25 protein-coding genes are annotated in these 24,771 nt (G+C 68.1%); 10 read left to right on the top strand and 15 right to left on the bottom strand.

Features of this window, described 5'->3' with window-relative positions; translation table 11 throughout:
- Positions 1-7 precede the first annotated feature (7 nt).
- Together ACYVF7_RS56810 and ACYVF7_RS56805 are read right to left on the bottom strand one after the other, a co-directional pair.
- A complete protein-coding gene (locus tag ACYVF7_RS56810; RefSeq protein WP_460356623.1) occupies positions 8-2,755 on the bottom strand; it encodes an alpha-amylase family glycosyl hydrolase in 2,748 nt (915 codons plus the stop codon).
- A gap of 133 nt (positions 2,756-2,888) precedes the next feature.
- Entirely contained in the window at positions 2,889-3,830 is a 942-nt protein-coding gene (locus ACYVF7_RS56805; protein ID WP_460356620.1) for a CPBP family intramembrane glutamic endopeptidase, read from the bottom strand.
- Between the two features lie 422 nt (positions 3,831-4,252).
- Here ACYVF7_RS56805 and ACYVF7_RS56800 point away from each other — a divergent pair, with 422 nt between their 5' ends.
- Positions 4,253-5,473 carry a hypothetical protein gene (locus ACYVF7_RS56800; RefSeq protein WP_460356618.1) on the top strand — a complete coding sequence of 407 codons (1,221 nt, stop codon included), beginning with the start codon at positions 4,253-4,255 and terminating at the stop codon, positions 5,471-5,473.
- Positions 5,474-5,507: 34 nt separating this feature from the next.
- Here ACYVF7_RS56800 and ACYVF7_RS56795 read toward each other — a convergent pair whose 3' ends face one another.
- Positions 5,508-6,080, bottom strand: a complete 573-nt coding sequence (locus tag ACYVF7_RS56795) for a YbhB/YbcL family Raf kinase inhibitor-like protein (RefSeq protein WP_460356616.1) — start codon at positions 6,078-6,080, stop codon at positions 5,508-5,510.
- 36 nt (positions 6,081-6,116) lie between these two features.
- A complete protein-coding gene (locus ACYVF7_RS56790; RefSeq protein WP_460356613.1) occupies positions 6,117-6,983 on the bottom strand; it encodes a CE1 family esterase in 867 nt (288 codons plus the stop codon).
- Positions 6,984-7,084: 101 nt separating this feature from the next.
- Here ACYVF7_RS56790 and ACYVF7_RS56785 point away from each other — a divergent pair, with 101 nt between their 5' ends.
- Positions 7,085-7,522: a MarR family winged helix-turn-helix transcriptional regulator gene (locus ACYVF7_RS56785; protein WP_460356611.1), complete on the top strand. Its 438-nt coding sequence runs from the start codon at positions 7,085-7,087 to the stop codon at positions 7,520-7,522.
- On the opposite strand, the gene ACYVF7_RS56780 is transcribed toward ACYVF7_RS56785, so the two are convergent.
- The 3 genes from ACYVF7_RS56780 to ACYVF7_RS56770 all read right to left on the bottom strand — a co-directional run bounded on the left by ACYVF7_RS56780 (position 7,484) and on the right by ACYVF7_RS56770 (position 9,960).
- Entirely contained in the window at positions 7,484-8,530 is a 1,047-nt protein-coding gene (locus ACYVF7_RS56780; protein WP_460356610.1) for a 1-acyl-sn-glycerol-3-phosphate acyltransferase, read from the bottom strand. The two genes, ACYVF7_RS56785 and ACYVF7_RS56780, sit on opposite strands and share 39 nt — an antisense overlap.
- 6 nt (positions 8,531-8,536) lie before the next feature.
- Entirely contained in the window at positions 8,537-9,361 is an 825-nt protein-coding gene (locus tag ACYVF7_RS56775) for a patatin-like phospholipase family protein (protein ID WP_460356608.1), read from the bottom strand.
- A gap of 179 nt (positions 9,362-9,540) precedes the next feature.
- The gene (locus tag ACYVF7_RS56770; protein WP_460356605.1) at positions 9,541-9,960 is read right to left on the bottom strand and encodes a hypothetical protein; all 420 of its coding nucleotides are present in this window, start codon (positions 9,958-9,960) and stop codon (positions 9,541-9,543) included.
- Between the two features lie 284 nt (positions 9,961-10,244).
- Here ACYVF7_RS56770 and ACYVF7_RS56765 point away from each other — a divergent pair, with 284 nt between their 5' ends.
- From ACYVF7_RS56765 to ACYVF7_RS56750, 4 genes are all read left to right on the top strand, one after another.
- A complete protein-coding gene (locus ACYVF7_RS56765; protein WP_460356603.1) occupies positions 10,245-10,898 on the top strand; it encodes a class I SAM-dependent methyltransferase in 654 nt (217 codons plus the stop codon).
- Positions 10,899-10,900: 2 nt separating this feature from the next.
- Positions 10,901-11,803, top strand: coding sequence for a fructosamine kinase family protein (locus tag ACYVF7_RS56760; RefSeq protein ID WP_460356601.1), 903 nt, complete (start codon positions 10,901-10,903; stop codon positions 11,801-11,803).
- 113 nt (positions 11,804-11,916) lie between these two features.
- Positions 11,917-12,537 carry a methyltransferase family protein gene (locus ACYVF7_RS56755; RefSeq protein WP_460356600.1) on the top strand — a complete coding sequence of 207 codons (621 nt, stop codon included), beginning with the start codon at positions 11,917-11,919 and terminating at the stop codon, positions 12,535-12,537.
- Positions 12,538-12,651: 114 nt separating this feature from the next.
- The gene (locus tag ACYVF7_RS56750; protein ID WP_460356598.1) at positions 12,652-13,236 is read left to right on the top strand and encodes a dihydrofolate reductase family protein; all 585 of its coding nucleotides are present in this window, start codon (positions 12,652-12,654) and stop codon (positions 13,234-13,236) included.
- 79 nt (positions 13,237-13,315) lie between these two features.
- On the opposite strand, the gene ACYVF7_RS56745 is transcribed toward ACYVF7_RS56750, so the two are convergent.
- The gene (locus ACYVF7_RS56745) at positions 13,316-14,347 is read right to left on the bottom strand and encodes a hypothetical protein (RefSeq protein ID WP_460356597.1); all 1,032 of its coding nucleotides are present in this window, start codon (positions 14,345-14,347) and stop codon (positions 13,316-13,318) included.
- A 544-nt stretch (positions 14,348-14,891) separates the two neighbouring features.
- Here ACYVF7_RS56745 and ACYVF7_RS56740 point away from each other — a divergent pair.
- Complete coding sequence (locus ACYVF7_RS56740; protein ID WP_460356594.1) at positions 14,892-15,014, top strand: hypothetical protein; 123 nt, start codon at positions 14,892-14,894, stop codon at positions 15,012-15,014.
- 243 nt (positions 15,015-15,257) lie between these two features.
- Here the strand turns inward: ACYVF7_RS56740 and ACYVF7_RS56735 are convergent, their stop codons facing one another.
- The 6 genes from ACYVF7_RS56735 to ACYVF7_RS56710 all read right to left on the bottom strand — a co-directional run bounded on the left by ACYVF7_RS56735 (position 15,258) and on the right by ACYVF7_RS56710 (position 19,514).
- Entirely contained in the window at positions 15,258-15,908 is a 651-nt protein-coding gene (locus ACYVF7_RS56735) for a response regulator (protein WP_460356591.1), read from the bottom strand.
- Positions 15,905-17,098, bottom strand: coding sequence for a sensor histidine kinase (locus ACYVF7_RS56730; RefSeq protein ID WP_460356589.1), 1,194 nt, complete (start codon positions 17,096-17,098; stop codon positions 15,905-15,907). The genes ACYVF7_RS56735 and ACYVF7_RS56730 overlap by 4 nt, the downstream gene beginning before the upstream one ends.
- A 32-nt stretch (positions 17,099-17,130) precedes the next feature.
- Positions 17,131-17,697, bottom strand: a complete 567-nt coding sequence (locus tag ACYVF7_RS56725) for a hypothetical protein (protein ID WP_460356587.1) — start codon at positions 17,695-17,697, stop codon at positions 17,131-17,133.
- 196 nt (positions 17,698-17,893) lie between these two features.
- Positions 17,894-18,124, bottom strand: a complete 231-nt coding sequence (locus ACYVF7_RS56720; RefSeq protein ID WP_460356585.1) for a hypothetical protein — start codon at positions 18,122-18,124, stop codon at positions 17,894-17,896.
- Positions 18,121-18,255, bottom strand: coding sequence for a hypothetical protein (locus tag ACYVF7_RS56715; RefSeq protein WP_460356582.1), 135 nt, complete (start codon positions 18,253-18,255; stop codon positions 18,121-18,123). The genes ACYVF7_RS56720 and ACYVF7_RS56715 overlap by 4 nt, the downstream gene beginning before the upstream one ends.
- 188 nt (positions 18,256-18,443) lie before the next feature.
- Positions 18,444-19,514 (bottom strand): acyl-CoA dehydrogenase family protein, encoded by a 1,071-nt coding sequence (locus ACYVF7_RS56710; RefSeq protein WP_460356581.1) that lies wholly within the window; start codon positions 19,512-19,514, stop codon positions 18,444-18,446.
- A gap of 133 nt (positions 19,515-19,647) precedes the next feature.
- Between ACYVF7_RS56710 and ACYVF7_RS56705 the strand changes: the two genes are divergently transcribed.
- Positions 19,648-21,198: an alpha/beta fold hydrolase gene (locus ACYVF7_RS56705; protein WP_460356578.1), complete on the top strand. Its 1,551-nt coding sequence runs from the start codon at positions 19,648-19,650 to the stop codon at positions 21,196-21,198.
- Positions 21,199-21,401: 203 nt separating this feature from the next.
- Positions 21,402-22,541 carry a cytochrome P450 gene (locus ACYVF7_RS56700; protein ID WP_460356577.1) on the top strand — a complete coding sequence of 380 codons (1,140 nt, stop codon included), beginning with the start codon at positions 21,402-21,404 and terminating at the stop codon, positions 22,539-22,541.
- Here ACYVF7_RS56700 and ACYVF7_RS56695 read toward each other — a convergent pair.
- Positions 22,538-24,265: a DUF4082 domain-containing protein gene (locus ACYVF7_RS56695; protein ID WP_460356575.1), complete on the bottom strand. Its 1,728-nt coding sequence runs from the start codon at positions 24,263-24,265 to the stop codon at positions 22,538-22,540. The genes ACYVF7_RS56700 and ACYVF7_RS56695 overlap by 4 nt on opposite strands.
- Positions 24,266-24,447: 182 nt before the next feature.
- Here ACYVF7_RS56695 and ACYVF7_RS56690 point away from each other — a divergent pair, with 182 nt between their 5' ends.
- Entirely contained in the window at positions 24,448-24,765 is a 318-nt protein-coding gene (locus ACYVF7_RS56690) for a N,N-dimethylformamidase beta subunit family domain-containing protein (protein ID WP_460356573.1), read from the top strand.
- The last annotated feature ends 6 nt before the right edge of the window (positions 24,766-24,771 follow it).

Raw genomic sequence — 24,771 nt, 5'->3', positions numbered from 1 at the left:
AGACCGGCTAGGAGACCTTCTCGACCGACGGGACGTGGGTGACCTGGTTCCAAGTGAACCGGTACTCGGCGCCGCCCGCCGGCACGGCGAGCTTCAGGTTCTCACCGCCGGCGGCCCCGCCCACGCCGTAGTTCTCGGTCCACGAGTCGTTGATCGCGATCTTCCACTCGTAGTCGCCGGCGGGCAGGGTGAACGTGCCGTGCCACTGGCCGTCGGTCGTGTCGAAGGACAGCCGGCTGTTCGCGCAGGCCGGGTCCCAGTCGCCGCCGCAACCGATCTCCGACTGCAGCGACCCGGCCAGCGTCACGTGGTCCCGCGCCGGCTTGGGCTCGGCGGTCGTCACCGTGACCGGCGCGCTCGTGACCGGGCGCGAGCCGGGCTCGATCAGGATGGCGCGGTACCGGACGTGCGTGCCCAGCGGCAGCTTCGAGACGTCGTCGGTGACGACGTAATCCGGGGAGGACGTGTCCGTGCCCAGGTCCTCCCAGGCGCCGCCGCCGACGCTGCGCTGGAACCGTACCGACTGCGTCGCCCGCTCCGGGTCGATGCCCGCCTGGACGGTCACCGGGTCGATGCTGGTCACGGTGCCGCCGTCCTTCGGGGCGGTCACGGTCACCGACGGCGCCGGCACGGCCGTCGACCGTACGTCGCTCCAGCGGGTGTGACCGGCGTTGTCGAGGACGACGGCGCGGTAGCGCAGCGGGGTGCCGGTCCGGTAGCCGCTGGTGTCGTGGAACACCTGGTACGGCGCGTTGTCATCGGTGCCGATCGGCTGCCACGGGCCGTTCCCGATCTTGGCCTGGAACGTCACCTCGGCGAACGAGGAGCCGGCGACGTTCGCGCCGACGCGCATGCGGCCGTGGGACACGTCCGCGGGCGCGGGCGCGTCGAGCCGGATCGCCGGGGCGGCCTTGGAAGCGGGGATCCGGCCGTCCGCGAGGTACACCACCGCGGACAGCGGCGGCACGGTCACCCCGAGGGTCCGGTCGCCCTTGCTCCGCAGCGTGGCCGCCCCGGTGCCGTACACCTTCGTGAAGCCGCCGCCGGCGACGTACGTCGGGATGGCGGCCGACTGCTCCGTCGTCCCGTTGTTCAACGCGACGACGTACTCGCGCTGCTGTTCACGGTCGACGCGGGAGAACGCGAAGATCCCGGGACCGTCGGAGGCGTAGCGCACCTGCTCCGCGCCGCTCCGCAGGGCGGGGTGCTGCTTCGTGACCGCCGCGAGCTCCCGGATCGTACGGTAGAGCGGGTGGCCGGGGTTGAAGTTGTCGACCGCGTGCGTCGAGTCGGTGCCGAGCAGGTCGTCCTTGAGGTACTCCGGCACCTTGCTGGCGAACATCGTCTGCCGCGCCAGCTGGTCCCCACCCGCCCCGGTGAAGCCCTGCTCGTCGCCGTAGTAGACGACCGGGTTGCCGCGCGAGAAGTACATCAGCTCGTGCGCGAGCCGGTCCCGGGCGACCAGCTCCGCGTCCTGGGCGTTCGGGTTGTCGCTCTTGAGGAAGTAGCCGATGCGTCCCATGTCGTGGTTGCCGAGGAAGGTCGGCAGCTCATAGGCGTTGGAGTCCGCGTCGGTGTACCAGTCGTCGTTCTGGAAGAACGTCGTCAGCGCGGCGTTGCCCCGGCTCCGTGACGCGAAGTCGCGCGCGGCGCTCTGGAAGGGGAAGTCCAGGACCGCCTGCATTCTGTCGTGCGTCGTGTAGTGCGAGGTGAGGCTCTTCGCCGCCGCGTCGCTGCCGTCGAGGGCCACCTCACCGAACATGAAGAAGTCCGGCTTGCCGTGCGCCCGCGCGTACCGCACGAGCCCCGGCCCGAACGTCTGCCAGAACTCGTCATTGACGTGCTTCATCGTGTCGATGCGGAAGCCGTCGATCCCGAAGTCCTTGATCCACGTTTCGTAGATGTCCATGAACCCGCGCACGACGCGCGGGTTCTCGGTCATCAGGTCGTCGAGCCCGAAGAAGTCGCCGTACTGCGAGTCCTCGCCGGTGAACGTCGTGTTGCCGCGGTTGTGGTACAGCGTCACGTCGTTGAGCCAGTCCGGCTTCTTGAGGTGCTTCTCGCTCTCGTCGAGAACCGGCGTGTACGGGAACGAGGTGTTCGGGTCCAGCTTCGGGAAGGTCGAGGTGCCCGCGTAGTCGCGGTCGTCGAACGGCTTGCCGTCGGCGGTGCGGTACGGCTTCTGGTCCTTGGAGACGTACGCCGTGCGCGCCCCCTGCTTGTATCCGATCACGTCGGCGGTGTGGTTGGTGATGATGTCGAAGTACACCTTCATGCCGCGCTGGTGCGCGGCCTTGACCAGCGCCGCCAGGTCGGCGTTCGTGCCGAGGTGCGGGTCGATCCGCGTGAAGTCGGTGATCCAGTAACCGTGGTAGCCGGCCGACGGTCCGTCCTCGAGCTGGACGGCCTTGTTCTTGAAGCTGGGGGTCAGCCAGATCGCGTTGGTCCCGAGCCCTTGGATGTAGTCGAGCTTCGACGCGATCCCCTTGAGGTCCCCTCCGTTGTAGAACCCCTTGTTCGTGGGGTCGAACCCGGAGACCAGCCGGTCGTTCCCGAGACCGCCGGTGTCGTTGGCCGCGTCGCCGTTCTTGAAGCGGTCGGCCATCACGAAGTAGAAGTTCTCGTCCGGGCTGCGGAGCGAGTGCAGGGCTCCGCCTCGAGGGGCGGGTTCGGCGTTGGCCGGCAGGGCCGCAGCCGCGGCCACGCCGAGCGTGGCCGCGGCTGCGGCGAGGGCGGTGCGTACCGAGTTGCGCATCGTGCGGACTCCAGGCTCGTGGGTGCCAAGACGGTAATTCACCGCACGCCCAGTTAAAAGATCTTCGGTGGCCGATGGTGGTCTGGAGGCTCCACCGGGACCACCGGTGGAGCCTTGGCGCGTCTTCCGGGCGTCAGTCGCGGGGGCCGCGGTAGCCGAGGCGGCCGCGGGTGGCGATGAGGAGTACGACCGTGGCGGCGCCGTAGCCGATGGTGCCGGCGGTGAGCATCCACGAGTCCTGCGTGTTCTTGAACAACTCCGGCAGGACGAGGCTGGCGACGGTGTTGTTGCCCGCGTGCAGGAGCAGGGCGACGGGCAGGCTCTCGTTGGTGTGGTTGAACACCCAGGTGATGAGGTAGCTGATCGCCACGGCCATCGCGACGAAGGTGCCGACCGTGAGCCACCAGTGGGCCGTGTCGGGCCGGGTGCCGGCGAGCGACCAGCTCGTGAAGAACAGCGGGAGGTGCCAGAAGGCCCAGACCACGCCGAGGATCAGGGTGCCGAGGGCCGCCCCGTGGCGGCGCTGGATCAGCGGAAGTGCGAAGTCGCGCCAGCCGGGCTCCTCGGCCAGACCGGTGGTCAGGACCTGGACGAGGAGCATGGGCAGGTAGGCGGCGGCGACCGCGATCGAGGGCGTCCGGATGCCGTCGGCGGCACCGGGCAGCGCGAAGGTGCCGCCCACCAGCAGGGCGGGGACACCGGTCACCACGATCAGGTACCAGTACCAGCGCACCCGCAGCCGGAGCAGCCGCCGTCGCCAGCCGCGCAGCCCCTCCCGCCCGCCGGTGATCGCCGTGACCACCAGTGCCGCGCCGAGCGGCCCGACGTACGCGCCGGGGAGGACGCCGGTGATCTGGTTCGTGCCCAGCACCTTCGGGAAGTGGAAGGCCAGGACCCCTAGTCCGTCGGCGGACAGCACGTACGGCAGCCAGGCCAGCCAGCTCGCGGCGTACGCCAGGACGAAGAACGCGACCAGCGGGTGCCGCCGGACGGCCCCGAACGGGCCGCGCCTATGTTCCAGGGCGGGGGCGTGGGCTGCGTTGCCGGGTGGCGTCGGCGCGATCGACGTGCTCATCGGGAGGACCCTCCAGGGGGTGGCGGGGCGGTCTTGCGAACGGGAACATCGCATCACCGCGCGACCCCCCGGGTCGCTCCCGTCACCTGCCCGAACATGCTCCAGCGCCCTGCCCCGCCGAGGTGGTGCAGGCTGGAAATCGCCAGGTCAGCTACCGGACATCGCGGCGGCCGCCCGCCCGCGCTTCTGCCACAAGGATCACGAATCGGGAAAGTGGCAAGATTTGCCGTTCATGGCGGCGTCAAGGTGTCCGCCGACTTGTACGATCTTGCCACTTATCAACTGAATTAAGGTCGTACATGCTCCGGACTTTGGCCACCCTCGCCGCGTCGAGCGCCGTGTTGATTTCCTCGGCCCTTCCCGCGGCCGCAGACGAGACACGGTCGACCGCCATTATCGATTTCGCCAGTTCGGCGAGCACGGTGGCGTATCAGCAGCCGGTGACCTTCACCGGCGAGCTCGTCGACGCCCGCACCAAGGACCCGCTGGCCAATGAGCCGGTGCAGATCGAGTTCACACCATCCGGTGCGGGCACGAAGACGACGGTGGCCACCGGAACGACCGGATCCGACGGGCGCTTCACGATCACCACGACGCTGCCGAGCGGTGGAAGTGTCTGGGCGAGGTTCCCGGGCGACACCGGGCTGGAACCCGGCAGCACCCCGGGTTGGGGGATATTGCTGCAGGCCGCGCATGTGCCGAGCCGGCTCGTGCTGGACCCGGTGCCCGCCTCCGTACCGGCCGGAACGCCGGTCACCTTCTCCGGCACGATGCAGGTGCAGGTCAACGGTGCCTGGCAGGCATTCCAGGGTGCTGCACTCACGCTGACGATGGAGCCGGCCAGCTCTACCCAGGAGACGCTCACCTACGCGACGACCAGCGGCGCCGATGGCCGGTTCAGCCTGACCGAGCGGGTGAGCGGGACCAGTGAGTGGAAAATCGACAACACCCTGGAGGACACCTACCAGGAAGGGTGGTTCCCGGATTACACCAGAGCCGACTACAACGGGATCGACGGTGTGTCCAAGACACGCGTCGTCGGCTTCGGCCTTCCGTCCCACGACGAGGCGCATCATGCCTATTCCTCCGGCTACTACGCCACCGGCACGGTGGAGCGCTGGAACGGCGATTCCTGGGTCGGCCTGATCTACGGCGAGGTCGACCTCTATTACCGGCCCAAAGGCTCCACCACCTGGCACAAGGACAACGCCACGTACACCGACGCGGACGGCCGTTTCCGTACCGTCGCCGGTGTTCATCTCGGCACCGCCGACTGGCAGGCACGGGTGCGTGCGTCATCCGACACCATGACGTCCACGAGCACCGGTACGGTCACCAGCACCGTCACCGACAAGACGCACTTCAGGACCGCGTCCATCAGCCGCAGGTCGTCGAGGAGCTACATCAACGGAATGGTGGCCGACTGGTACAACGGTCAGCCCACCTTCTCCTCTCTGCGTGGTCTGAAGGTCCGCCTGTACTACCGGGCTCGGGGTTCGAAGACCTGGCATTCCTACCGGACTGCGACCCTCGGCCGGGACGGCGCCTTCCAGTTCTCCGTGTCCAAGAGCCACGGCTACTACTTCAAGGTCACCTTCCCGACCCAGGGTGCTTTCCAGTCCTCCACCAGCCGCACTCTGTGACCGAGCCGAGGATCACGCGCCTTCGGCCGACGGCTCAGGAGCGTTCGTAGAAACCGTCGAGACGGCCGCGGGCGAGGACGCCGCCCGCGGCCGCCAGCACGTCCCGTGGCTTGGCGGAGTCCAGGGCGGCGCCGCTCGACGCCGCGGTGACCGGCTCGGCGAGAGCGAAGAGCTGGAAGACGTACCGGTGCGGGCCGTGACCTTTGATCGGCGCCGGGCCGTGGTAGCCGCGGCCCATGCCTGAACGCAGGATGCGTACGCCGTCGGCGGGGTTCTCGGCGTCGAGCGCCCCTTGGGCGAGACCTGTCACCGTGGGGTCCAGCAGGGCGACGCAGTGAACGAAGGGCGCGGCCGTGGGCGCGTCGGGATCCTCGACGACCAGTAGCAACTGCCCGGTGGCCTCAGGCGCCGGGGACCAGTTCAAGGCCGGTGACAGGTCCTTGCCGCCGATTCGCTTCGAGGCGTGGACGGTCGGGAGCGTCTCCTCGTTCTCGAAATCCGGGCTGGTCAGGGTCAGCGTGTCCGCGCCGGCCAGGTTCGATGAGTTCCAGGCGAGGCCCGTCTGCCCGGCCCGCCGGTTCTTCAGCATCTTGCCGATCACTGCCATGGGTTTCTCCTTCGTCTTCGTCCAAAGGGGGGTGGGTCAGAGCCGCCGGGCGTCGGCGGAGACGAGCAGGGGCTGGGCGAAGCGGCAGATCTCCTCGGCCGCGTCGAACTCCTCGGTGGCCGGCTCGTCCCACTCGGGCGGGGTCGGCGTACCCGGCCAGGTGTGGCCGCCTCCGAACACCGTCCAGGCGACGACCTGGGTGCCGCCGACGCCGCCGTCCGTCGTGGTGCGGCTGGAGAGCTCGGTGGTGTGTGTCTCGCCTGGTCCGGGTGGGCACCGGTCGACGGCGCGCCAGTGCTCGGCCGTCTCCTGCAGCGAGAGCATGCGACCGCGCAGCTCGCCGTCCGGGCCGCGGTGGCGGGAGTGGCCACCGTCGATCGGTGAGAGCTTGTCGGCCGTGCCGTGGATCAGCATCGCCGACACCGCGTGCGACGGCTGAAGGTCGCGCAGGGCCGCGGGCAGCCCACCGGCGACGGCCGCCAGCACCGCCACCCGGTCGCTCGCCTCCATCGCCATCCGGTGGGCCATGAAGGCGCCGCCCGAGATCCCCGCCACCACGACCCGATCCGGCGACGTGCCGTACCGCTCGGCCGACCAGTCGATGATCGCGCGGAGGAAGGCGACGTCGTCCACGCCCGCCTCGTCGGACGTCGTGACACCACGGCCGTCCGCCCAGCACCCATCGCACGCATCCGGGTAGACGACGGCCAGACCCCAGGCATCGGCCTGCTCGTCGAAGGTCGTCCACTCACGCATCATCCATCCGCCCGCGTCCGAATGGTTGCCGTGCAGAACGAGCGCGAGCGGCATCCGCCGGTCATCCGGCGCTGCCCGGGGCAGCCGGATCGTGAAGCCGCGCTCCCTCCCGCCGATCTTCAGCCGACCAGCGACGTCATCGCTCACCACGCGCCTCACTCCCCGCCAGTATGCGCAACTAGACTGCGCAGTTTTCCTGTACTTTAGCGGACATGAGACGGAACGCGGCAAGCATGGGAGAAGAAGCGGTGGAGGTTGACGGAGGGTCGGACGCCGCGGCCATCGCCGATGAGCTCCAGTTCCTGGTCGGCGCGCTGGTCCGGCAGGTCCGGGCGGTATCGCCGGCTCGCGAAGTGACGCTGTCGCAGGTCTCGCTCCTGAAGCGCCTCGACCGCGAGGGCCCGCACACCGTCGCCGACCTGGCCCGGCTGGACAAGATCACTCACCAGTCGGTCGCGGTCTCCGTGGCCGGCCTGGTCGACCGCGGACTCGTACGGCGCGCACCGGACCCCGGCGACCGGCGACGCAAACTCCTGGTCATCACGGACGACGGCAAGCGCCTGCTGGCCGAACGCCGGGACGCCGGCCACGAGAACCTCACGGACGCGATCGCCGGCCGACTCAACGCCGCCGAGCGGGCGCAACTCTCAAAATCGCTCGTCCTGCTCCGCCGCCTCCTCGACTGACGGCGCGTTCCCGGCGGTGCCTTGGTGATCCGTGGCGGTGGGCTGCGGCCGGTTGCCCGCGATCCAGGCGTCGATCGTCTGCCACCAGTCGAAGAGCCATCGCTCCCGGTCGTCCCCGGGGATCGCTTCGCACGGAACGCGCCACCACTGCGCGCGTAGCGGCTGTTCCAGGGGGATCCGTCGCCAGACGTCAGCGACGGTCATGATGTCGTCGAGCCCCGTGTGGGCGACGAACACGACGTCGGCGCCCGGCGCGGCGTCGATCGCCGCGAGCGAGGCCGGCTGCGGGGGCAGGACATTCGCCATCCTCCGGGCGCGCTCGGCCTCATGCGGCCGGCCCTGGCGGCGCAGCCGGCGGATGGCACGCACCCGGCGCCGCGGCGTGAAGTTCCCGCCCTCGGGGAAGATCAGCAGCGCGTCCGCGGGGCCGATCCCGGTGGCCAGGCGGCCGATCTCCTCGACGATCCGCTCGCGCGGCGCGGGGCCGCTCGGCACGAACGCGTTCGGCAGCCGGTTCAGCAGAACGTCGACCGAGGGATCGAGCTGCAGGGCGGCCTTCATGACGATCCGGGGCCGGCGCGCGTACACGTTGAGCAGGTAATGCACGATCAGGAAGGAGTCGCCGGGCCCGCCGTGCCGGCTGAGCACGATCACTGGGCGCTCGGCAGCCGCCTCGAGCGGTTCCTGGATCTCGACGACGAGCCCGAGTTCGCGGACGGCGACGCCGTACACGCGGGTGAGGAACCATCCGCACAGCGCGTAGTGCCGCGTGCGTACGGTCTCGAAGGAGCCGCGGATCACCCACAGGAACAGGCACGCCGTGAGTACGACACACTCGAGGGCGAGCCAGTAGATCGAGATGACCGCTATCCGCAGGAACCGACGGCGGCCGCGCGAGGCCACCACGCCGATGAACAGGAGCAGCGGGGAGACCGCCACCGCCGCGATCGCCACCGCGAACAGCAGCGGCGGAAGGACCAGGCGCCTGACGAACCGTGGGGGGAGCATGGAGGGTCACTGGTCCGACAGGTACGCACGGCTCGCCGCGTACGCCCGCTCGATGTTCGACTCGACCCGTGAGGCATCGCGGTAGCGCAACTGGGACAGGCCCGCGCCCTGGCCGGTCGACCCGGTGGGCAGGACGTGGACGGTGACGTCATCGGGAAGTTCGGCCATCTCTTCCGCGAACCGGTGCCGCCGGGCGATCTCGAAGGCGACCAGTCCCACCTGCCAGGGCCTGGTCGGCGCGGTGAGGGGCGCCTCGATACGGCCGACCTGCAGGACGTACACCGTCCGAGCCCCCTGCCGCAGGGCCCGGCCGACCGGGATGCTGTGCACGAGGCCGCCGTCGTAGAAGTGCTCGTCGCCGATGCGGACCGGCGGAAGAACACCGGGGACGGCACAGGAGGCCAGCACCGCCGGGACGAGCGGCCCGCGACTGAACCACCGCGCCTCGGCGCGTTCGACGTTGGCGGCCACACAGTGGAACGGCACGGCCAGGTCCTCGATCCGGTCGACGGGGATCAGCTCGCCCAGCGCGGTCGCCAGCAGGTCGGCCGAGTGCAGGTGCGTGCCGGAACGGATCAGAGTCGACACGCGGCTGAAGAACGAGCCGGCGAACACCGACCCCGCCCCGTCGCCCTGCCACGCCTTGGTCAACTGGTCGACGGCGTCCGCCGGGTCCGAGGCCACGAACGCCCCGTTGAACGCGCCGACCGAGGTCCCGACGACCAGGTCCGGCCGGATTCCCGCCTCGGCGAGCGCCCGCAGCATGCCGACCTCATGCGCGCCCAGCAGCCCGCCGCCACCCAGTACGAACGCGGTCTTGGGGTGATCCACAGCGCCTCCCGTCGTACGACCACAGCGCACCCCTCTTACCCCGAGCGAGGCGATCGATGGCAGGTCATGTTCGGTGGGCGGGGACCGGAGCGCCGACCTTCCGCTTTCCAGGAGTGACACCGCCTCCTACGCGCAAGAGACGCCGCTTGTAGCGGCTCTTGCGCGTAGGAGGCGGTGGGTCACACGGACTGGTCGAAGAACTGGGAGGCCGGTTCCGCGGCACGACCCTGCTGGGCGGTGACGGGTACTTGGCCCGTCGCCGACACGCTCCCAGCACCGACGCGGGTGCGGGCCAGCTCCCGCTCCAGCTGCTGATTCTTCGTCACCAGCGCCGACATCGACTCCTCGCGTTCATCCCGCAGGTCGTGGAGCTCGCGGCGGACGCGCATGGAACGTAGTAGTGAGAGCAACGACATCGCGAGGCCCACGATGACGAACGCTGAGACGATCCCTCCGACGATGAATACCTGTGCGTTGGTGTGTACTCCGGGCACATGATGGCCAAAGATGCTGAGCGAGGCGGATGACGAGTTCTCGGTGATGATGCCGACACCCACTGCTACTGCGGCGGCGGCCAGGACGATTCCTAGGAAGACCATTCGGTCTTCTCCTCTCCTCGAGTCCTCTGGTAGCCGCAGGCACACGAATCGATGGCTCCTGCGACATCGTGCCACCATCTAGTCATATAGGTGGTTTGGTCAAGTTCGCCGGAAATCTCCTACTTCGACAGAGTGTCAACAAGCTCAGCGCTCCGCGTTTGTTCGGTAGCACATTGTCAGTTTCCGTGGCGGCAGGCTCCTCTCTGAGAGGTGCTGCCAGGCCTCTATTGGATGCGGCCTCTCATAGCTGGACTCGGCCGCCGCAGCGTGATGATCTGTATGGCATGGACGAGGTTCTGGCCGATCAGGTCGGTTATTACCGTCGCCGTGCGAGCGAGTACGACGTGACCGCGTACGGGGATGTCGCTGCGGCTCGTGAGCGCATCGCGCGGCTGGTCGCGCGGATGCGTCCGAGCGGACGAGTGTTGGAGATCGCCTGCGGAACCGGCCTGTGGACAGAGGCGCTCGCGGCCGTGGCCGACACGGTCGTGGCGATCGATGCGGCGCCCGAGGCGGTGGCCATCGCTCGTGATCGAGTGAGGTCGGGCAACGTCACGTTCGAGATCGCCGATGTTTTTTCGTGGACGACGGACGGCCGGTTTGATGTGATCTTCTTCTCGGCCTGGCTTTCCCACGTGCCGACGAGCCGGTTCGAACAGTTCTGGCGGATGCTGCGGCGTCTCCTCGCCGAGGACGGACGAGTGTTGTTCATCGACGAGCACGTCAATGTCCGCGAGAAAGAAACCTACGTTTCGGACGCCAACGAAATCGTCGAACGGCGGTTGCGAGACGGCAGCACGTTCCAGATCGTGAAGAACTTCGTGGATCCTGAGGCCCTGCAAGACCGGCTGCGGGACATGGGATGGGACGGTCAGATTCGCCAGGACGGCAGCGACTGGATTCGCGGCGAGGCGCGTCCTGCGCAGTACCTTGACTGACGATGTCATCGCGGGCAGAAGAACCCATCGACGGCGTCCTGCACAGCGAACTTCGCGCGCTCGGGCGAGCCGGCAGTGCCCGCGTGGTGCGGCGGCTGTCCGGCGGGGCCGTTGCCGACACCTGGCTGATCGCCTGTGCGGACGGCACGCACATGGTCGGCAAGACCCTCGCCGACGCGGCCCCCGGCCTGTTCCAGATCGAGGCCGACGGGCTGGCCGTGCTGGCCGGGAGCGGCCATGCGGCGACCCCGCGGGTCCTGGCAGTGACCAGGCGATTGCTGCTGTTGGAGGCACTGGCAGACCGCGATGACAGCGAACGCTCCTGGGAGGCGTTCGCTGATGACCTGGCCGCCCTGCACCGCAGCACGGCCGGCGACCGGTTCGGCTGGCACCACGACGGCTACCTGGGCCGACTCCGGCAGGTCAACACCTGGCGCGCCGACGGGCACGAATTCTTCGCCCAGCACCGGCTGCTGCGCTACCTGGCCGAGCCACTCGTCGAGCAGGCCCTCACCGCCGCCGACCGCCGAGCCGTGGAACGCCTGTGCGCCCGCCTACCCGAGGTGATCCCCGCCATGCCGGCGGTCTTGACCCACGGCGATCTGTGGGCGGCCAACCTGCTCAGCCGGTCCGACGGCCGGATCGCCGTCATCGACCCGGCCATCTCCCGTACCTGGGCCGAAGTCGACCTGTCCATGCTGTGGTGCTGTTCCCGCCCCGCGGCCTCTCAGCGATTCTTCGCCCGCTACCAGGAACTCAACCCCTCGCCGGCCGGCTGGACCGCCCGCATGCCCGTGCTCCATCTGCGCGAGCAACTCAGTGTGATCGCGCATTTCGGCCCCAACGCCACCCGCGCCATCACCGACGCCCGGAGCACGCTCGCGCCCTTCTACGTCCGTAACTGAACCAGTCCCACCCGGCGCGCCGGGCAGCGACGGGACTTCACCTATGGGTGGAGCCTTTCGATTCAGCCTGTGGGTGGTGGTGACCTACTTCGCCGGCGGAGCAGCCTTTGGTCATGGACTCACTTCATTCCGTACTCGTCGCTCTCATCGGCGCCTGCGTCCTGATCTTCGTTGTGGCCTGGGCTTTGGGAGCCGTCTATTTCGGTATGAAAAATCAAGCCGGCCTGGGCGGCTGGGTCCGTGGCCAGCGTCGCAGCCTGACCCGCCGGGCGCTGCTCATGGTCGGCGTCGGCGTGTTCATCGCGGTGGTGAGACGTTTTCCGGATTCCTTCTGGCGTCATCTGCGGTACTGGCAGCCCGAACTGGCGCTCCTGGGCGCCCTGATCGCCCTGGCCTCCACCGCTCTGCTGCTCTGGGCCCGCTGGGTCCTGGGCACCATGTGGGCCAGCATCCCGATGCTCCAGGAACACCATCAACTGCGTACCGACGGTCCGTACCGGCTGGTCCGCCATCCCATCTACACAGGTCTCCTCGGCCTGACCATCGGCGGCATGCTGGCCTGCGGCTTCGGCATCTGGATCATTCTTCTGGCGGTCGCGGTCCCCTGGTTGCTGCGCCGGGTGCGGATCGAGGATGGCCTGATGGCGGGCGAGTTCGGCGCCTCCTACGAGGCCTACCGCGCCCGCGTCCCGGCACTGATCCCGTGGACCCGTCCGGCCGGCCGGCAGTTGTAGGACCGACCGCGGGGGCGGGTGGTCTCCTCCGACGCCGTGTCGATCCGGCGGTCTGTCGTTCGTGTAGGTGATGAGGCCGGCGACGCCGGTGAACGACGACGAAGGAGACGCGGCATGGGCAAGCTCATCGTGATCGAGCACCTGACGCTTGACGGCGTGATGCAGGCTCCGGGGCACCCCGAGGAGGACCCACGGGATGGCTTCCGGCACGGCGGCTGGGCGAACCGAGGCCAGGACCCGGCCATGCAGGAGGTGATGGGCGCGCACATGTCGAACTCGTGGTCCCTGCTGGCCGGCCGGACGACGTACGAGCGCTTTGCCGACTACTGGCCGAAGCAGGCACCGAACCCGTTCACCGAGGCCCTCGACCGAGTCCAGAAGTACGTGGCGTCGACCACCCTGACCGAGCCTCTGGCCTGGCAGAACTCGACGCTCCTCAAGGGCGACGCCGCTGACGCGGTGAGCCGGTTGAAAGAGGAACTGCGGGAGAACCTGGTGGTGTTTGGCAGCGGGGTGCTGGTCCGGTCGCTACTGCCACTCATCGACACGTTCATCCTTCTGATCCACCCGCTGACGCTCGGCTCCGGCCGACGACTGTTCCCGGACTCCGGCTCGGAGCTGTCGACCTTCCGATTGGTCGACTCCGTGACGACCGGCACCGGAGTGATCGTCGCCACCTATCAGTCCGCCGGAAACTGATCAGGCGTCATCTCCGGACGACCGGTGACGGCCGGTGTGTGAATAACACGTCACCGGCCGTCTCAGCTCTGAACGGGCGTTAGCTGACGGTGAAGTAATAGTCGTACGGCGTGACCTGGAGCCCGTCTCTGGTGGTGGCGTAGACCTCGAGGTCGTAGAAGCCACCCTGGCTCGGCGTCCAGTTGATCTTGGCCGCGCCATCATCACCGGCGTCGACCGTGACGGTCTGCCCGTAGTTGAAGGAGTATGTGTAGCTCACGATGTGCTTCACCTTCGGGGCGAACGTGAAGGTGCTCGGGACTCCCACACCTCCGCTCGACTGGTTTTCCCGGTAGACGTCCGAACTTACGGTGGGCGTCGTGTCGAACGTGTGGTTCCAGAAGGTGCTGTCGCTCACCCACCCGTCCGAACTTTTGCTGGTCACGAACATGGAGTCCTCCATGCTGCCGTCGAGCGTGACCCGTACCGTTCCAGTGCCGTCGGCCGAGGCCTTGACGTTGATCGTCTGGTCTGTCTGTCCGGAGAACCGCACCGTGTAGCCGACCACCGGACTCGCTGCCTGCAACCCCGGGTCGGGTTGAAGAAGGAATTCAGTCTGTTCGCCGAACTCGGGGTTCGGGTCCAACTGCTTGATCGTTGGGGCCGTCGACTTGACGGATATGCGGTAGGTGGCCTCCGACGACTCGTTGTAGGCCCGGTCGAGGCTCGCCACGGTGAGCGTCATCGGACCCGCGCCGGTCGGAGGAATCAGACTCAGCGTCGTGGAGCCGCCCAGCGTGGAAGCACGGGCAAAGTAGGCCGTGTTCGTGTACGGGTCGATCGGCTCGGGGATTCCATGGGAGCCGATGTTCGCCCCACCCGCCACCGGGAGGGTCCCCACCCAAGAGAAGACGTAGCCCGCCACATCGCTGACACCGTTGGAGCCGAGGGTGACCTGGACCGGCGCCCCTCCCTGGTTCAAGCCGTCCTGGGAGTAGTTCGACGAGCTGATCGTAGGCGGATTCGAGGGTCTGGTGTTGTCGACCGTGAAATAGCACGGCGCCGACCACGCGGAGGGGTCACCCTCCCCAACAGCCTGCGCCTGCCAGGCGTAGGTCTGCCCATCGGACAAACTGCGGGCCGGTACGGTGACCGACCCCTCCGATCCGGAGACCACGTATTGGTTGGACAGGGCGGTCGTCTGCGTTGGATCGCTGACTGGCCAGACCTGAAAATTCTCAGTGAGGAATGGGCCGGAGCCATCGGTCTCCGAGGAGAGGCCTTCGATGAGGACGCCTCCGCCGCCCCAGAGGTAGGTAGGCGCGTTGACGTCCGTCGAGCAGGTCCGATCTCCGTTGAAGAGCTCAATCGGCGTGGGCGGTGCCGCGCTCGCCGCGATCGCGGGAGAGGCTACGGCCAACGCGACACTCAGCGTAGTGACGGAAACGAGAGCGGAACGCAAATGTCTACCCAAGGACATGCTCAAGATGACTGCCTCCGGAAGAAGCCTGGAAGGAGCACGCTGATGCGCGCTGCATTGCGGGCAACGGGGTATATTAACGCATTTTCAACCGGTAAAGCAGTCTAGATTCGGACGAAAAGACCTGAACGGGCTCGGCCGATTCCGGTCAGTGCCGTCCTGGCGTTGACCTGGAGAAGGACCTTCATGTACGGGCATGAAGGCGCTGGTCAGTAGGCCCAGCAACAGCCCGGCGGCCGTGCCGGCGATTTCCAGCATCAGGCCGTACCCGCTGGTGGCGAGTTTGTCGATGAAGATCGGCACGATGGCGCGGCGCTGATGACCGGGCGGAGAACGCGAGCTTTGGTGACTTTCCGCGTGCCGAGATCGGATTCCAGTACGACGAAGAGTACGCCCAGATTCAGAATCCATACGCCCATGTCCATGGCTGCGGCCTTTCAGATTCGCGGTTTCGCTCTGTTGCGGCCACAATTGAGGAATCCGAGCATGTCTCCCACATCGGTTGGTGAACCGAGATGGGGTGGAGGTCGGGCGGGTCGAGGTCTCTCCACCCGATCTCCACCTAAGGCTGTTCGCTCCCGGCGAGGGTGAGGGCCAACCGTACGGCCTCGGCGCGAGAGTGCAGATCGGCCTTGGTGAACAGATTGTTGATGTGGGTCTTCACGGTGGCTTCGGTGATGTACAGCCGCCGGGCGATCTCGTTGTTGCGCAAACCCTGGCCGATGAGGTCGAGGATCTCGCGTTCTCGCGCGGTCAGGGGCACAGCCGTGTCCGGCTCGGGCGCGGGGGCGCGGGTGGCGAGGGCGAGCAGCCGCGACTGCACGTCGGGGTCGAGGACGGCTTGGCCGGCGTGTGCGCCGCGTACGGCTTGGACGATCTTCGTACGGTCCGAGTCCTTGGTGAGGTAGCCGCGGGCGCCGGCGCGCAGCGCGGCGAGGATGGACTCGTCGTCCTCGAAGGTGGTCAGCACCACGACCGGCAGGCCGGGCCGGGCGGCCTGGATCCGGCTGGTGGCCTCGACCCCGCCCATGACCGGCATGTGCAGGTCCATGAGTACGACCTGCGGGTCGAGCTCGCCGACCGCGGTGACCGCCTCCTCGCCGTTGGCGGCGGTGCCGACGACGGTGATGTCCGGGTCGAGGTCGAGCATGACCGCGAGCGCGTCCCGGATCGCGGCCTGGTCGTCGACGACCAGCAGCCGGATCGACGTCATCGAGGCAACTCCAATCGCACTGTCCAGCCTGGGGCGGACGATTCGGCAGGGCCGGCGTACAGCGTGCCCCCGAGCAGACTGGCACGTTCGCGCATCCCGACCAGGCCCATCCCGCTGCCCGAGTGATTCGGCCGGGTGCCGGGCTCGGCCGTTCCGGCGTCGGTGACCGCGAGCCGGATCAGCCGGTCGGAGTAGTCGAGCAGCAGGTGCACCTCGGCGCCGGGCGCGTGCCGATGCGCGTTGGTGATCGCCTCCTGGGCGGTGCGGATGACGGCCTGAGCGACCTCGACCCGAACCTCGCCGGGCTCACCCCGGATCTCGAATCCGGCCGTGCTCCCGCGCGCGATCTGGGCGATGGTCTCAGGAAGCGGCAACGTGTCCTCACGCAGCGCGTGGATCGCGCGGCGGGTCTCCCCGATCCCGGACACCGCCAGGGCCCGTGCTCGCCGTACGGCCTCGTTGGCGTCCTGGTCGCGGCCTTCGGCATGCAGGGCGTCGGCCATGTCCAACTGCATGGCGACGCCGGACAAGGCGTGGCCGAGTACGTCGTGGATCTCGCGGGCGATGCGGCCCCGTTCCTCCAGCGCGGCCTCCCGCGCCTCGGACGCGGCCGCGCGCCGGCTCTGCCGGGCGGCGAGGTCGGAGGCGGCCACCGCGTCGGCCCGTTCCCGGCGCGCGAGGCCGATGTAGAGGGGCAGGCCCACGATGAGCGAGACCCACCAGGTCCCCACGTCCGGTACGTGCAGCAGGTCGATGGCGACCCAGGTCGCGGTGGCCGCGATGGCGGTCCCGGCCCCGACGATGGTGAACGCGGCCCGCCGGGAGGCCAGCTTCTCGCCAGCGGTGACGGAGGCGAGGAACACCAACGCGTCGGCCGCCGTGGTCCCCGACAGCGGGAACAACAGCGCGCCGGCGGCCATGAACAGCGACACCAGCGCTATCTGCATCCGGCTCGGCAGGCGACGCCAGGGCACGATCGACGACACGGCTCCTGCGGCGATGGTGACCACCACCAAGCCCCAGGTAAGTCCGGGGAGCCGGACCGGCGGGCGCTCGATGAGCTGGATCAGGCTGAGCACCGAGAGGGTCCCGATGACGAACGGGCGGATCAGTTCGTCGGGGAACCGTGCCGAGGTTCCCGCCGGCGCGTCGCCGACGGGAATCCCGGTGTTGTCCGGCTCGGTGTTCATCGCCGGACATTGTCCGCCCCTATCGGTCACGGTCATCGGTCAGGGTGGTGCGGATCGCGGATCCGCGCCTTCTGCTGCAACCCGTCCAGCAGGGGCGACATCGTGTGCGGTGCGCCGTCGCGCCCCTTCGCCCAGATGACCCGGCCGCTGGTGCGCATCGCCTTGGACAGTACGACCAGCCCCTCCACCACCATGCCGGCACCGAGCGTGAGCATCAGCCCACTGCCGGCGGCGTGCTCCGCGGTCGGGTCCACCACGCCCAGCACGACGCTCGCGCCGAACCTGACCGCGAGGTTGATCCCCCACAACACCACGGTCGTGGCCGTGTAGCGCAGATGGACGATGCCGTCCTCGGCGAACACGCGAATGCTCGCGCCGCGCAGCAGGCCCAGCACCAGGCTGAGCGCGGTGGAGCCGACCAGGAATCCGATGGAGACCGGGGACTGGGGCACCTTGGCCAGATCGGTCAACCCGACGGCTGCGAGCACGGCGGGGAGTAGCAGCAGGCGCTTGGCTTCGGCGGGCTCGCCGAGCAGACGGCGGGCCAGGATGTAGCCGACCGCACCGATGATCAGGATGATCTCGACGGGACCGCTCACCGATCCCACCTCCTCCGCGGGGTACGTCAACTGGACGCCGCCACGTTAGGAAGCCGGCGGCCCCATCGTCGTGGGTCAGCCGCCGTATCCCGGGTGGACATCCGACTCCACCCGGCGCGAGTTCAGGGGGCGTTGTCGTCGATGTTCATGTGCCCTCGCCGTGGGCCGTACGTCCGTCAAGTGGCCACGACGACGGTCATGGCAGCCGGCGCTCGCCGATTCGCGCTATGCGTCGTCGGCTGGCGTCGCCGGCGGCGAAACGCCGGTCGAGGAAGGTGTCCTCTCCGGACCCTTCGCCCAGCTGGCCGAACCAACTAACGTCCGGGTCATCACCGTCCGCGTGGTCACGCGCGCGGACGCGCCAGAACACGGCGCCGGCGGCGAGGGCGATGCCGATGAGGACGCCCCAGATCATGAAGGTGCTCACACGACCACCGCCGCCAGGGCGAGGGGTACGCCGAGACGGGAGCGCGGGGCCGAGCGGGGCAGTGCGCCGGCGCGGCGTCGCCGCCCTTCCACGCCGGCGACCGGAGCGCAGTAGAGACGGATGTCGATCACGGGCGGACCTCCGAGTGGTTGGCCAGCCACGCTTGTACGCGGATGAATCCCATCCACACGGCCGACTTGATGGCGTACAGCTCGGGGAGTATAGCGATTCTCGCCACAAAACACCCATATGCCCACAATCAGGGCATAACGCGCAGGTTGCGCCTCGGTCCTTCCGTTCCGTCGCGGTCCGCCGACGATCAGCTTTCAGCGACGAGAGCCCGGCCGTAGTCCTCCGCCGCGATGTAGGCCCGTAGGTGCGCGTGGCGGCTGCCGACCGCGATGTCCCGCCAGTACCGCTGCAGCGCGTTGGTCGTGGCGAAGCCGCTCGCGCCGTGCAGGTCCAGCATCAGCTCCACGGCGGCCCGGCAGTCGCGGGCGGCGTCCGGCAGGTCCATTCTCAGCCGGGCGTGGTCGGTCTCCGTGATGTCGTCCGCGTCGATGGCCTGCGCGGCGGCGAGCATGGTGCGTTCGGCGCGGTCCACGAGCAGCGTCGCCTGGGCCAGCCAGTGCCGCGCCGCCGGCGAATCGCCCATCCGCGCGTACGCCGTCATGTGCGGCTTGCGATCCGAGGCGAACATCTCGTTCACGATGTCGAGCGCGCCGCGTGCCGCGCCCACCACCGGGGCGAGCACCGTGATTCGGTAGAACACCGTGGCGGCGTGAGCCGGTGGTTTCGCCGGACTCACCCGCTCCGCCGGCACCAGCAGGTCCCGGGCCACGACGGTGTGACTGCCGGTGCCGCGCATGCCGGCGGAGTGCCAGGTCCGTTCGACGGCCAGGTCGGCCATGGGAATCACCGCGAACACGTACGCGCCGTTGACCGTCAGCCCGAGGCCGGCCCACGACGCGTCCTCACAGCCGGAGACGTAGGGCCAACGGCCGCTGACCCGGATGCCGCCCGGCTCGGGCTCTCCGTCGCCCGCCGCCAGACCGGATCCGCAGGCGAGCGCGTCCGGGTCGGCGTAGCAATCGGGCGGTACCGCGTCGCCGAAGACGTCGTGAGTGAAGGTCTTGGCGGTCGCACAGGTACCGGCGATCCAGGCGGTGGACGGGCAGTACCGGCCCACCCCCGACAGGTGGCGAGCGACGGTGATGGCGTCGGCCCAGGCCCCGCCGAACCGCTCGGGCGTCCTGAGCGCGAACCCGCCATGACGGCGTACGACGTCAAGGCTTTCGGCGGTCGGGCGATCCCGCTGCTCGGTCTTTTCGGCATTCCGGAGAAGGACGCGGGCCTGGTCGTGAGCGATGGCGTCAGGTATCACGCCCACCGACTCAACCAGTCGCGGACGCCGACGACCATGTCCGATCGGCCCGAGGCGGTGACCGATTCTGTGACGTCGCTGTGACCGGCTCCTTGGCAGTCTCCTCGGCATTCGTGTCGCCACGAGGAAAGGGTTCGTTATGAGACGTGCGACGGTCGGTGGCGTGGGCGGTTTGGCCTGCGTGGTGCTGACGCTGGGCAGTGCGACACTGAGCACCGCGGTGCCGGCTGCCGGCGTGGCGAGTCGGTCGGGTTCGGCCGTCGACTGGAGGCCCTGCCCCACCTATTCCGATGAGGTGATCGCGAGCCTGGGTGCCCCCAGCGAGCAGATTCCGCAGTTCCGCGCGCAGCTGAAACGCCTGGAGTGCGGGACGGTCAGCGTGCCACTGGATTACCGCCACCCGGACGGCCGGAAGATCAGCATCGCGGTCACCCGGCTGGGCGCCGTGGACACCGAGCACCGGCTCGGCGCGCTGGCAATGGCGCCCGGCGGGCCCGGCGGCAGCGGATATCTCGACCCCATCAGTCTGACGCTCAGGAACAAGGTGATCGCCCGGCTCAACGACCGGTACGACCTGATCGGCTTCGATCCCCGTGGGGTGAACTACAGCACCAAGACCAACTGCGAGAGTACGCCTCCTCCCGGTGCGGGACCCGGACCGCTGACCAAGGCGTCGGCCAAGCGGATCTACGAGGCCATGGCGGCGGACAACGCCGCGTGCGGGCGGACCGATCCGGCCTTCCTCGGGCAGCTCACCACCGCGAATGTGGCCCGGGACCTGGATCGGGTGCGGGCCGCACTCGGTGAGCGCAGACTCAACATCCTCGGCTTCTCCTGGGGCACCTGGCTCGGCGCGGTGTATCGCAGCCTCTTCCCCGGCCGTACGGGACGCGTCTTCCTGGACAGCCCGGCGCCGCCGTACACCAGCTTCGACGAGCACGACAAGGGGGTCGCCGAGGCCACAGAGCGGAACTTCGCGCGTATGGCGGCGTGGCTCGCGCGCTACCACACGACGTACGGCCTGGGCACCACCACACAGCAGGTACGGGCCGCGGTCTTGAAGCTGCGCCACGACTATGACGCCGGCCCCAGGACGTTCACCGACCTGAACCGGCCCATCGACGGCGCCTCGATCGCCCAACTCGCCGGCACGACCTCACCCCAATGGCCGCAGGCCGGCCGGGCGCTCGCCGAGCTGCGGGCCGCGACCGGCCCCCAAGCACCGCCCACCGTCAAAAAGATCTTCGGCGCCGAACCGGCCAAGCCCGTCCCCGGCGCACCCGAGATGGTGAACATGACGATGAACCGGGCGACCATCTGCAACGAAGATCAGAGCCGGCACGGCTTCTCCGCCGCCTGGACCGCCTACCAGCAGCGCCTCAAGCGCTACCCGGTGACGACCTCCTACTTCGGCGCCGGATGCGCCGGCTGGCCGCTGCCCGTACAACAGACCCGGGTACACCGCACTGGAGGATCGCTGGTGTTGTCCGGACACCGTTACGACATCATGTCGGCCTACAAGTGGACGCTGCAGACGCAGGCCGCCATCGGCGGCAAGGTCTACACCGTCGACGACGACGTCCACGTATCGGCCACACGCGTGCCCGAATGCGCCGCAGACGTGGTGGCCTACTTCACCACCGGCCGGATCGATCACGGCTGTGGCGGAGCGAAGGTGCCGACCCCATAGGACCCACAACAAGCCGGACCCCGGACCTGACGGAAGTGGATCGAACGGTGTCCCCGACTGGCCTTAATAAAATGTACTTCTCGGTCAATCGGTCGCTTGTTAGATTTGTCGGATCCGGGGCTTCGGCGGCAGTGAGGACCCTCCCGATGACCGACCATGGTGAAGCCGGCGTCCAGCAGCCTCTTTCAATCGAAAGGCTCCCGGTGAGCGAGGACCGGGACACCGCCTACGCCAGGATTCGCGAGCGGGGACCGGTCACCAGGATCACCACCGGGGTGGCGGCCATCTCACGGGAGACGGCCGAGTACGTCCTGCGGCATCCGGAGCTCTTCTCCTCCAAGCGGGCCTACGAGAGTGCCGGCAGCCCGGTGCCGATGCTGCCGATCGCGTTCGACCCGCCCGAGCACACTCGCTACAGGCGCCTGCTCCAACCTCACTTCAGCCCGCGCCGGATCAGGGCGATGGAGCCCGAGGTCAGGGCGCTCGCCGTCAGGCTGGTCGGCGATGTCGCAGACGCGGGCCGCTGCGACTTCGTCTCGAGCATCGCCGTACCGCTGCCGGCGCAGGTGTTCCTGACGATGTTCGGACTGCCGCTCGCCGACCGTGATCGCCTGATCGCCTGGAAGGACGCCATCCTCAGCTCGTCTCCTGAGTTCGGAGCCGAGGCTCCTTCCGAGGCCGTCGCCAAGGCCGCCCATGAGCTTTTCGGCTATCTGGTCGAGCACATCGCGGCGCGCCGCGCGGAGGGCGGCGGGAACGACCTGCTGGCCGTCCTCCTCGCCGACACCGGCGACGACCGCCTCACCGACCATGAGCTCCTTGGCATGTGTTTCCAATTCGTCCTCGCGGGGCTCGACACCGTGACCGACGCCCTGTCGAACGCCTTCGCGATCCTGGCCACCCGGCCGGACTTACGGCAGCAGCTCGTCGACGACCCGGGCACGATCCCCGACGCGATCGAGGAACTCCTGCGTATCGACGGCCCGATCCTGACCCTTCCCCGCGTGGCTGTTGAGGACGTGGAGCTGGGCGGCCACCGGGTCACCGCGGGTTCCTCCGTCCATGTCGCCGTCGCGGTCGCCGACCGAGACCCCTCGGAGCATTCCGAGCCCGACACCATCGACTTCCACCGCCGCCAGCCTCATCTGGCCTTCGGCACCGGGCCGCACTTCTGTCTCGGGGCTCATCTCGCACGGCTGGAGATGAAGGCGGTCCTGGAGGAATGGCACCGCCTCATCCCCGGCTACCAACTCGCCGACGGTGTTCGCCCAGCGGCCCTCTGGCCGGCCGGACTGGTCGGCGTCGCGAGTCTTCCCCTCGTCTGGAGCCCTCTTCTGCCCTAGCCGCGATGCCGCCTCTTGGCGCAGGCCTTCTTGGCTGAGGCCGATGCCGGCACGAACACCACGTCGACCCAGTAGTTGGTGAGCTGGTAGGTCCCCGTGGGGAAGGCGTTCGTGGCGCCGTAGGCGTACACGCCGTTCCCGCCGGAATCGGCGCTGGCCGGCGCGGTCAAAGGAGCGTTGGTGTACGCACTGGTGAAATACGGCCGCGTCACAGAATAAAATCCCGAGGATGTGAAATAGGAAGCGATATACGTAGTGTTCGCCGTCACCGCCACCGGTGCCGTGAAGTTCACTTGCTGCCAGCCCGATGCCGACTCGCCGGTGAAGGTCGCATTCGCCAGCAGCGTCCCGCTCGCACTCCACAGACTTCCCACGTGAGTTCCGGTGTTCAGTGAACCTTTGTAGAACCGGATACCTGTCACGGTCCCGCTCGTCGACGCCGTGAATTTGACACCCAGTGTGACCGCCGACGCGTCGTTGTGAGACGGGACATCCGGAACGTCGGTACTCGTCCACAAACTGGTGGATACGGTTTCGTTGGTGGTGGGTGAGGTGCTGGGGGCCCAGTGGATGGGTTGTTCTCCGTCGAAGGTGGTTCCGCCGAGGTAGACGGCGGTGAGGTTGTGTTGGCCGGCGGTCAGGGTGCTGGTGGTGAGGGTGGCGGGTTGGGTGGTGCTGTAGAAGAAGGCGGTGCCGATGGTGGTGTTGCCGTCTTTGAAGGCGACGTTTCCTTGGGGGGTGAGGGTTCCGCTGTTTTGCTGGACGGTCGCGGTGAGGGTGACCGGTTCTCCGGTTCTGGCGGGGTTGTTGTTGGAGGTGAGTGTGGTGGTGGTGGGGCGGTCGTCGGGGAGTTGGATGAGGGTGGGGGGTTGGCTGGTGGCGCCGGTGATGGTGATGGCGTTGTTGAGGGTGAACAGGTGGCCGATGGGGTTGGCTCGGCTGTTGACGTTGATGGCGTTGTTGGCGATGAGGTTGCCGCGGAAGGTGGTGAAGGTGTTGAGGGTGGCGGAGTCGCTGATGGCCCAGTAGAGGTTGTTGGCCTGGGCGCCTCCGGTGAGGGTGATGGTGCTGGACATGGCGGTGGTGAGGGTGGTGGCTTTGAAGACGAAGATGGCGTCGGGGTTGGCTTGGGCGTCCAGGGTGAGGGTTCCGTTGATCTGGAAGTCGCCGGTGGTGGAGTCGTAGACGCCGGGGGTTCTGGTGGTGTTGCCTAGTTCTGCGGGCAAGGTGGCGTTCGGTGTCATCGCGGTGAGGTTGTTGTAGGCGGTGACGACGTCGGCTTTGGCGTTGGCCGCGGTGGAGTCGCCGGCGTGGATGGTGCCGTTGATGGTGCCGGGCGGGAAACCGGTGACCGTAGAGCCGGGACTCGTCCCGAGGTCTCCGATGACCCGGGTGAGGTTGGTGTTGGTGACGTTTGATCCGGCCAGGACCGCGAACGGCGCTGCATTACCGATACTCACCGACTGTGCTTGAGCACTTCCTGGTGTCATGACGATGGCACCCATCAGAAGCAGGGCTGTCAGCGCGGCGGACAGCCAGGAACGAGCGATGCTTCGTGAGCTAGGCGGGCGTTCTGCATCATCCACGGTCGCGTTCCAGGGGCGTACGCTGCTGCGGTTCGCTGCCGGTTCCAGAGTTCCTGGACGCTGCTGAGCATTCACCCCGCGCTCTGGCGTGGTCGAGCCGACCGCGTCATTGGATGCGTTGCGACGGAACATCGACATGTGACACAACTCCTCAAATCCTCGTGCCGGAACTCGCACAGCCACGATCAGGGCGTGAAATATCGTACGAATGTCAGCACTCGGCTGTGAGCCGTCATGACATGCGACGATGTGTGCGCTTAGAGCGGTAGCAAATGTGCGTTCATTCGATCAACAAAGGCTCCAGTTAATGGGTTTTTTTAGTGCGGACTTTAGCTCTTCATGCCCGTGCGTGTTACTTGCTTGGAGGCCTTAACTCGATAAGCGCGGTCTCCGGCGTCTACATCGCGAAGCTGGTGCGTCAAGACGTGACCGGTGAGGCCGGTCATATGGTCTTCGTCGTCAGGGACGACACGCGTCACTCGGACCTTCTGGTGCAGACGTCTGACGCCACGTGGCAGGCGTACAACTCCTACGGCGGGAACGGTGTGTACGCCTACGGCGCCACGAGCGCGTTCCCCACAGGGACCTACCAGTCCACCAACTACTGGGTCGACGTGGTGTACGCGGGATCGAGCTAGGGCATC

It is taken from the genome of Actinoallomurus acanthiterrae, from assembly GCF_054775715.1.
This window is presented reverse-complemented; position numbering and strand designations above follow the sequence as displayed.

What these genes read in the sequence shown, in the direction of transcription:
- ACYVF7_RS56810 (WP_460356623.1), bottom strand. Translation starts at nt 2,755, where the DNA reads ATGCGCAACTCGGTACGCACCGCCCTCGCCGCAGCCGCGGCCACGCTC.
- ACYVF7_RS56805 (WP_460356620.1), bottom strand. Translation starts at nt 3,830, where the DNA reads ATGAGCACGTCGATCGCGCCGACGCCACCCGGCAACGCAGCCCACGCC.
- ACYVF7_RS56795 (WP_460356616.1), bottom strand. Translation starts at nt 6,080, where the DNA reads ATGGCAGTGATCGGCAAGATGCTGAAGAACCGGCGGGCCGGGCAGACG.
- ACYVF7_RS56780 (WP_460356610.1), bottom strand. Translation starts at nt 8,530, where the DNA reads ATGCTCCCCCCACGGTTCGTCAGGCGCCTGGTCCTTCCGCCGCTGCTG.
- ACYVF7_RS56770 (WP_460356605.1), bottom strand. Translation starts at nt 9,960, where the DNA reads ATGGTCTTCCTAGGAATCGTCCTGGCCGCCGCCGCAGTAGCAGTGGGT.
- ACYVF7_RS56765 (WP_460356603.1), top strand. Translation starts at nt 10,245, where the DNA reads ATGGACGAGGTTCTGGCCGATCAGGTCGGTTATTACCGTCGCCGTGCG.
- ACYVF7_RS56760 (WP_460356601.1), top strand. Translation starts at nt 10,901, where the DNA reads ATGTCATCGCGGGCAGAAGAACCCATCGACGGCGTCCTGCACAGCGAA.
- ACYVF7_RS56755 (WP_460356600.1), top strand. Translation starts at nt 11,917, where the DNA reads ATGGACTCACTTCATTCCGTACTCGTCGCTCTCATCGGCGCCTGCGTC.
- ACYVF7_RS56750 (WP_460356598.1), top strand. Translation starts at nt 12,652, where the DNA reads ATGGGCAAGCTCATCGTGATCGAGCACCTGACGCTTGACGGCGTGATG.
- ACYVF7_RS56740 (WP_460356594.1), top strand. Translation starts at nt 14,892, where the DNA reads ATGAAGGCGCTGGTCAGTAGGCCCAGCAACAGCCCGGCGGCCGTGCCG.
- ACYVF7_RS56735 (WP_460356591.1), bottom strand. Translation starts at nt 15,908, where the DNA reads ATGACGTCGATCCGGCTGCTGGTCGTCGACGACCAGGCCGCGATCCGG.
- ACYVF7_RS56730 (WP_460356589.1), bottom strand. Translation starts at nt 17,098, where the DNA reads ATGAACACCGAGCCGGACAACACCGGGATTCCCGTCGGCGACGCGCCG.
- ACYVF7_RS56705 (WP_460356578.1), top strand. Translation starts at nt 19,648, where the DNA reads ATGAGACGTGCGACGGTCGGTGGCGTGGGCGGTTTGGCCTGCGTGGTG.
- ACYVF7_RS56695 (WP_460356575.1), bottom strand. Translation starts at nt 24,265, where the DNA reads ATGTCGATGTTCCGTCGCAACGCATCCAATGACGCGGTCGGCTCGACC.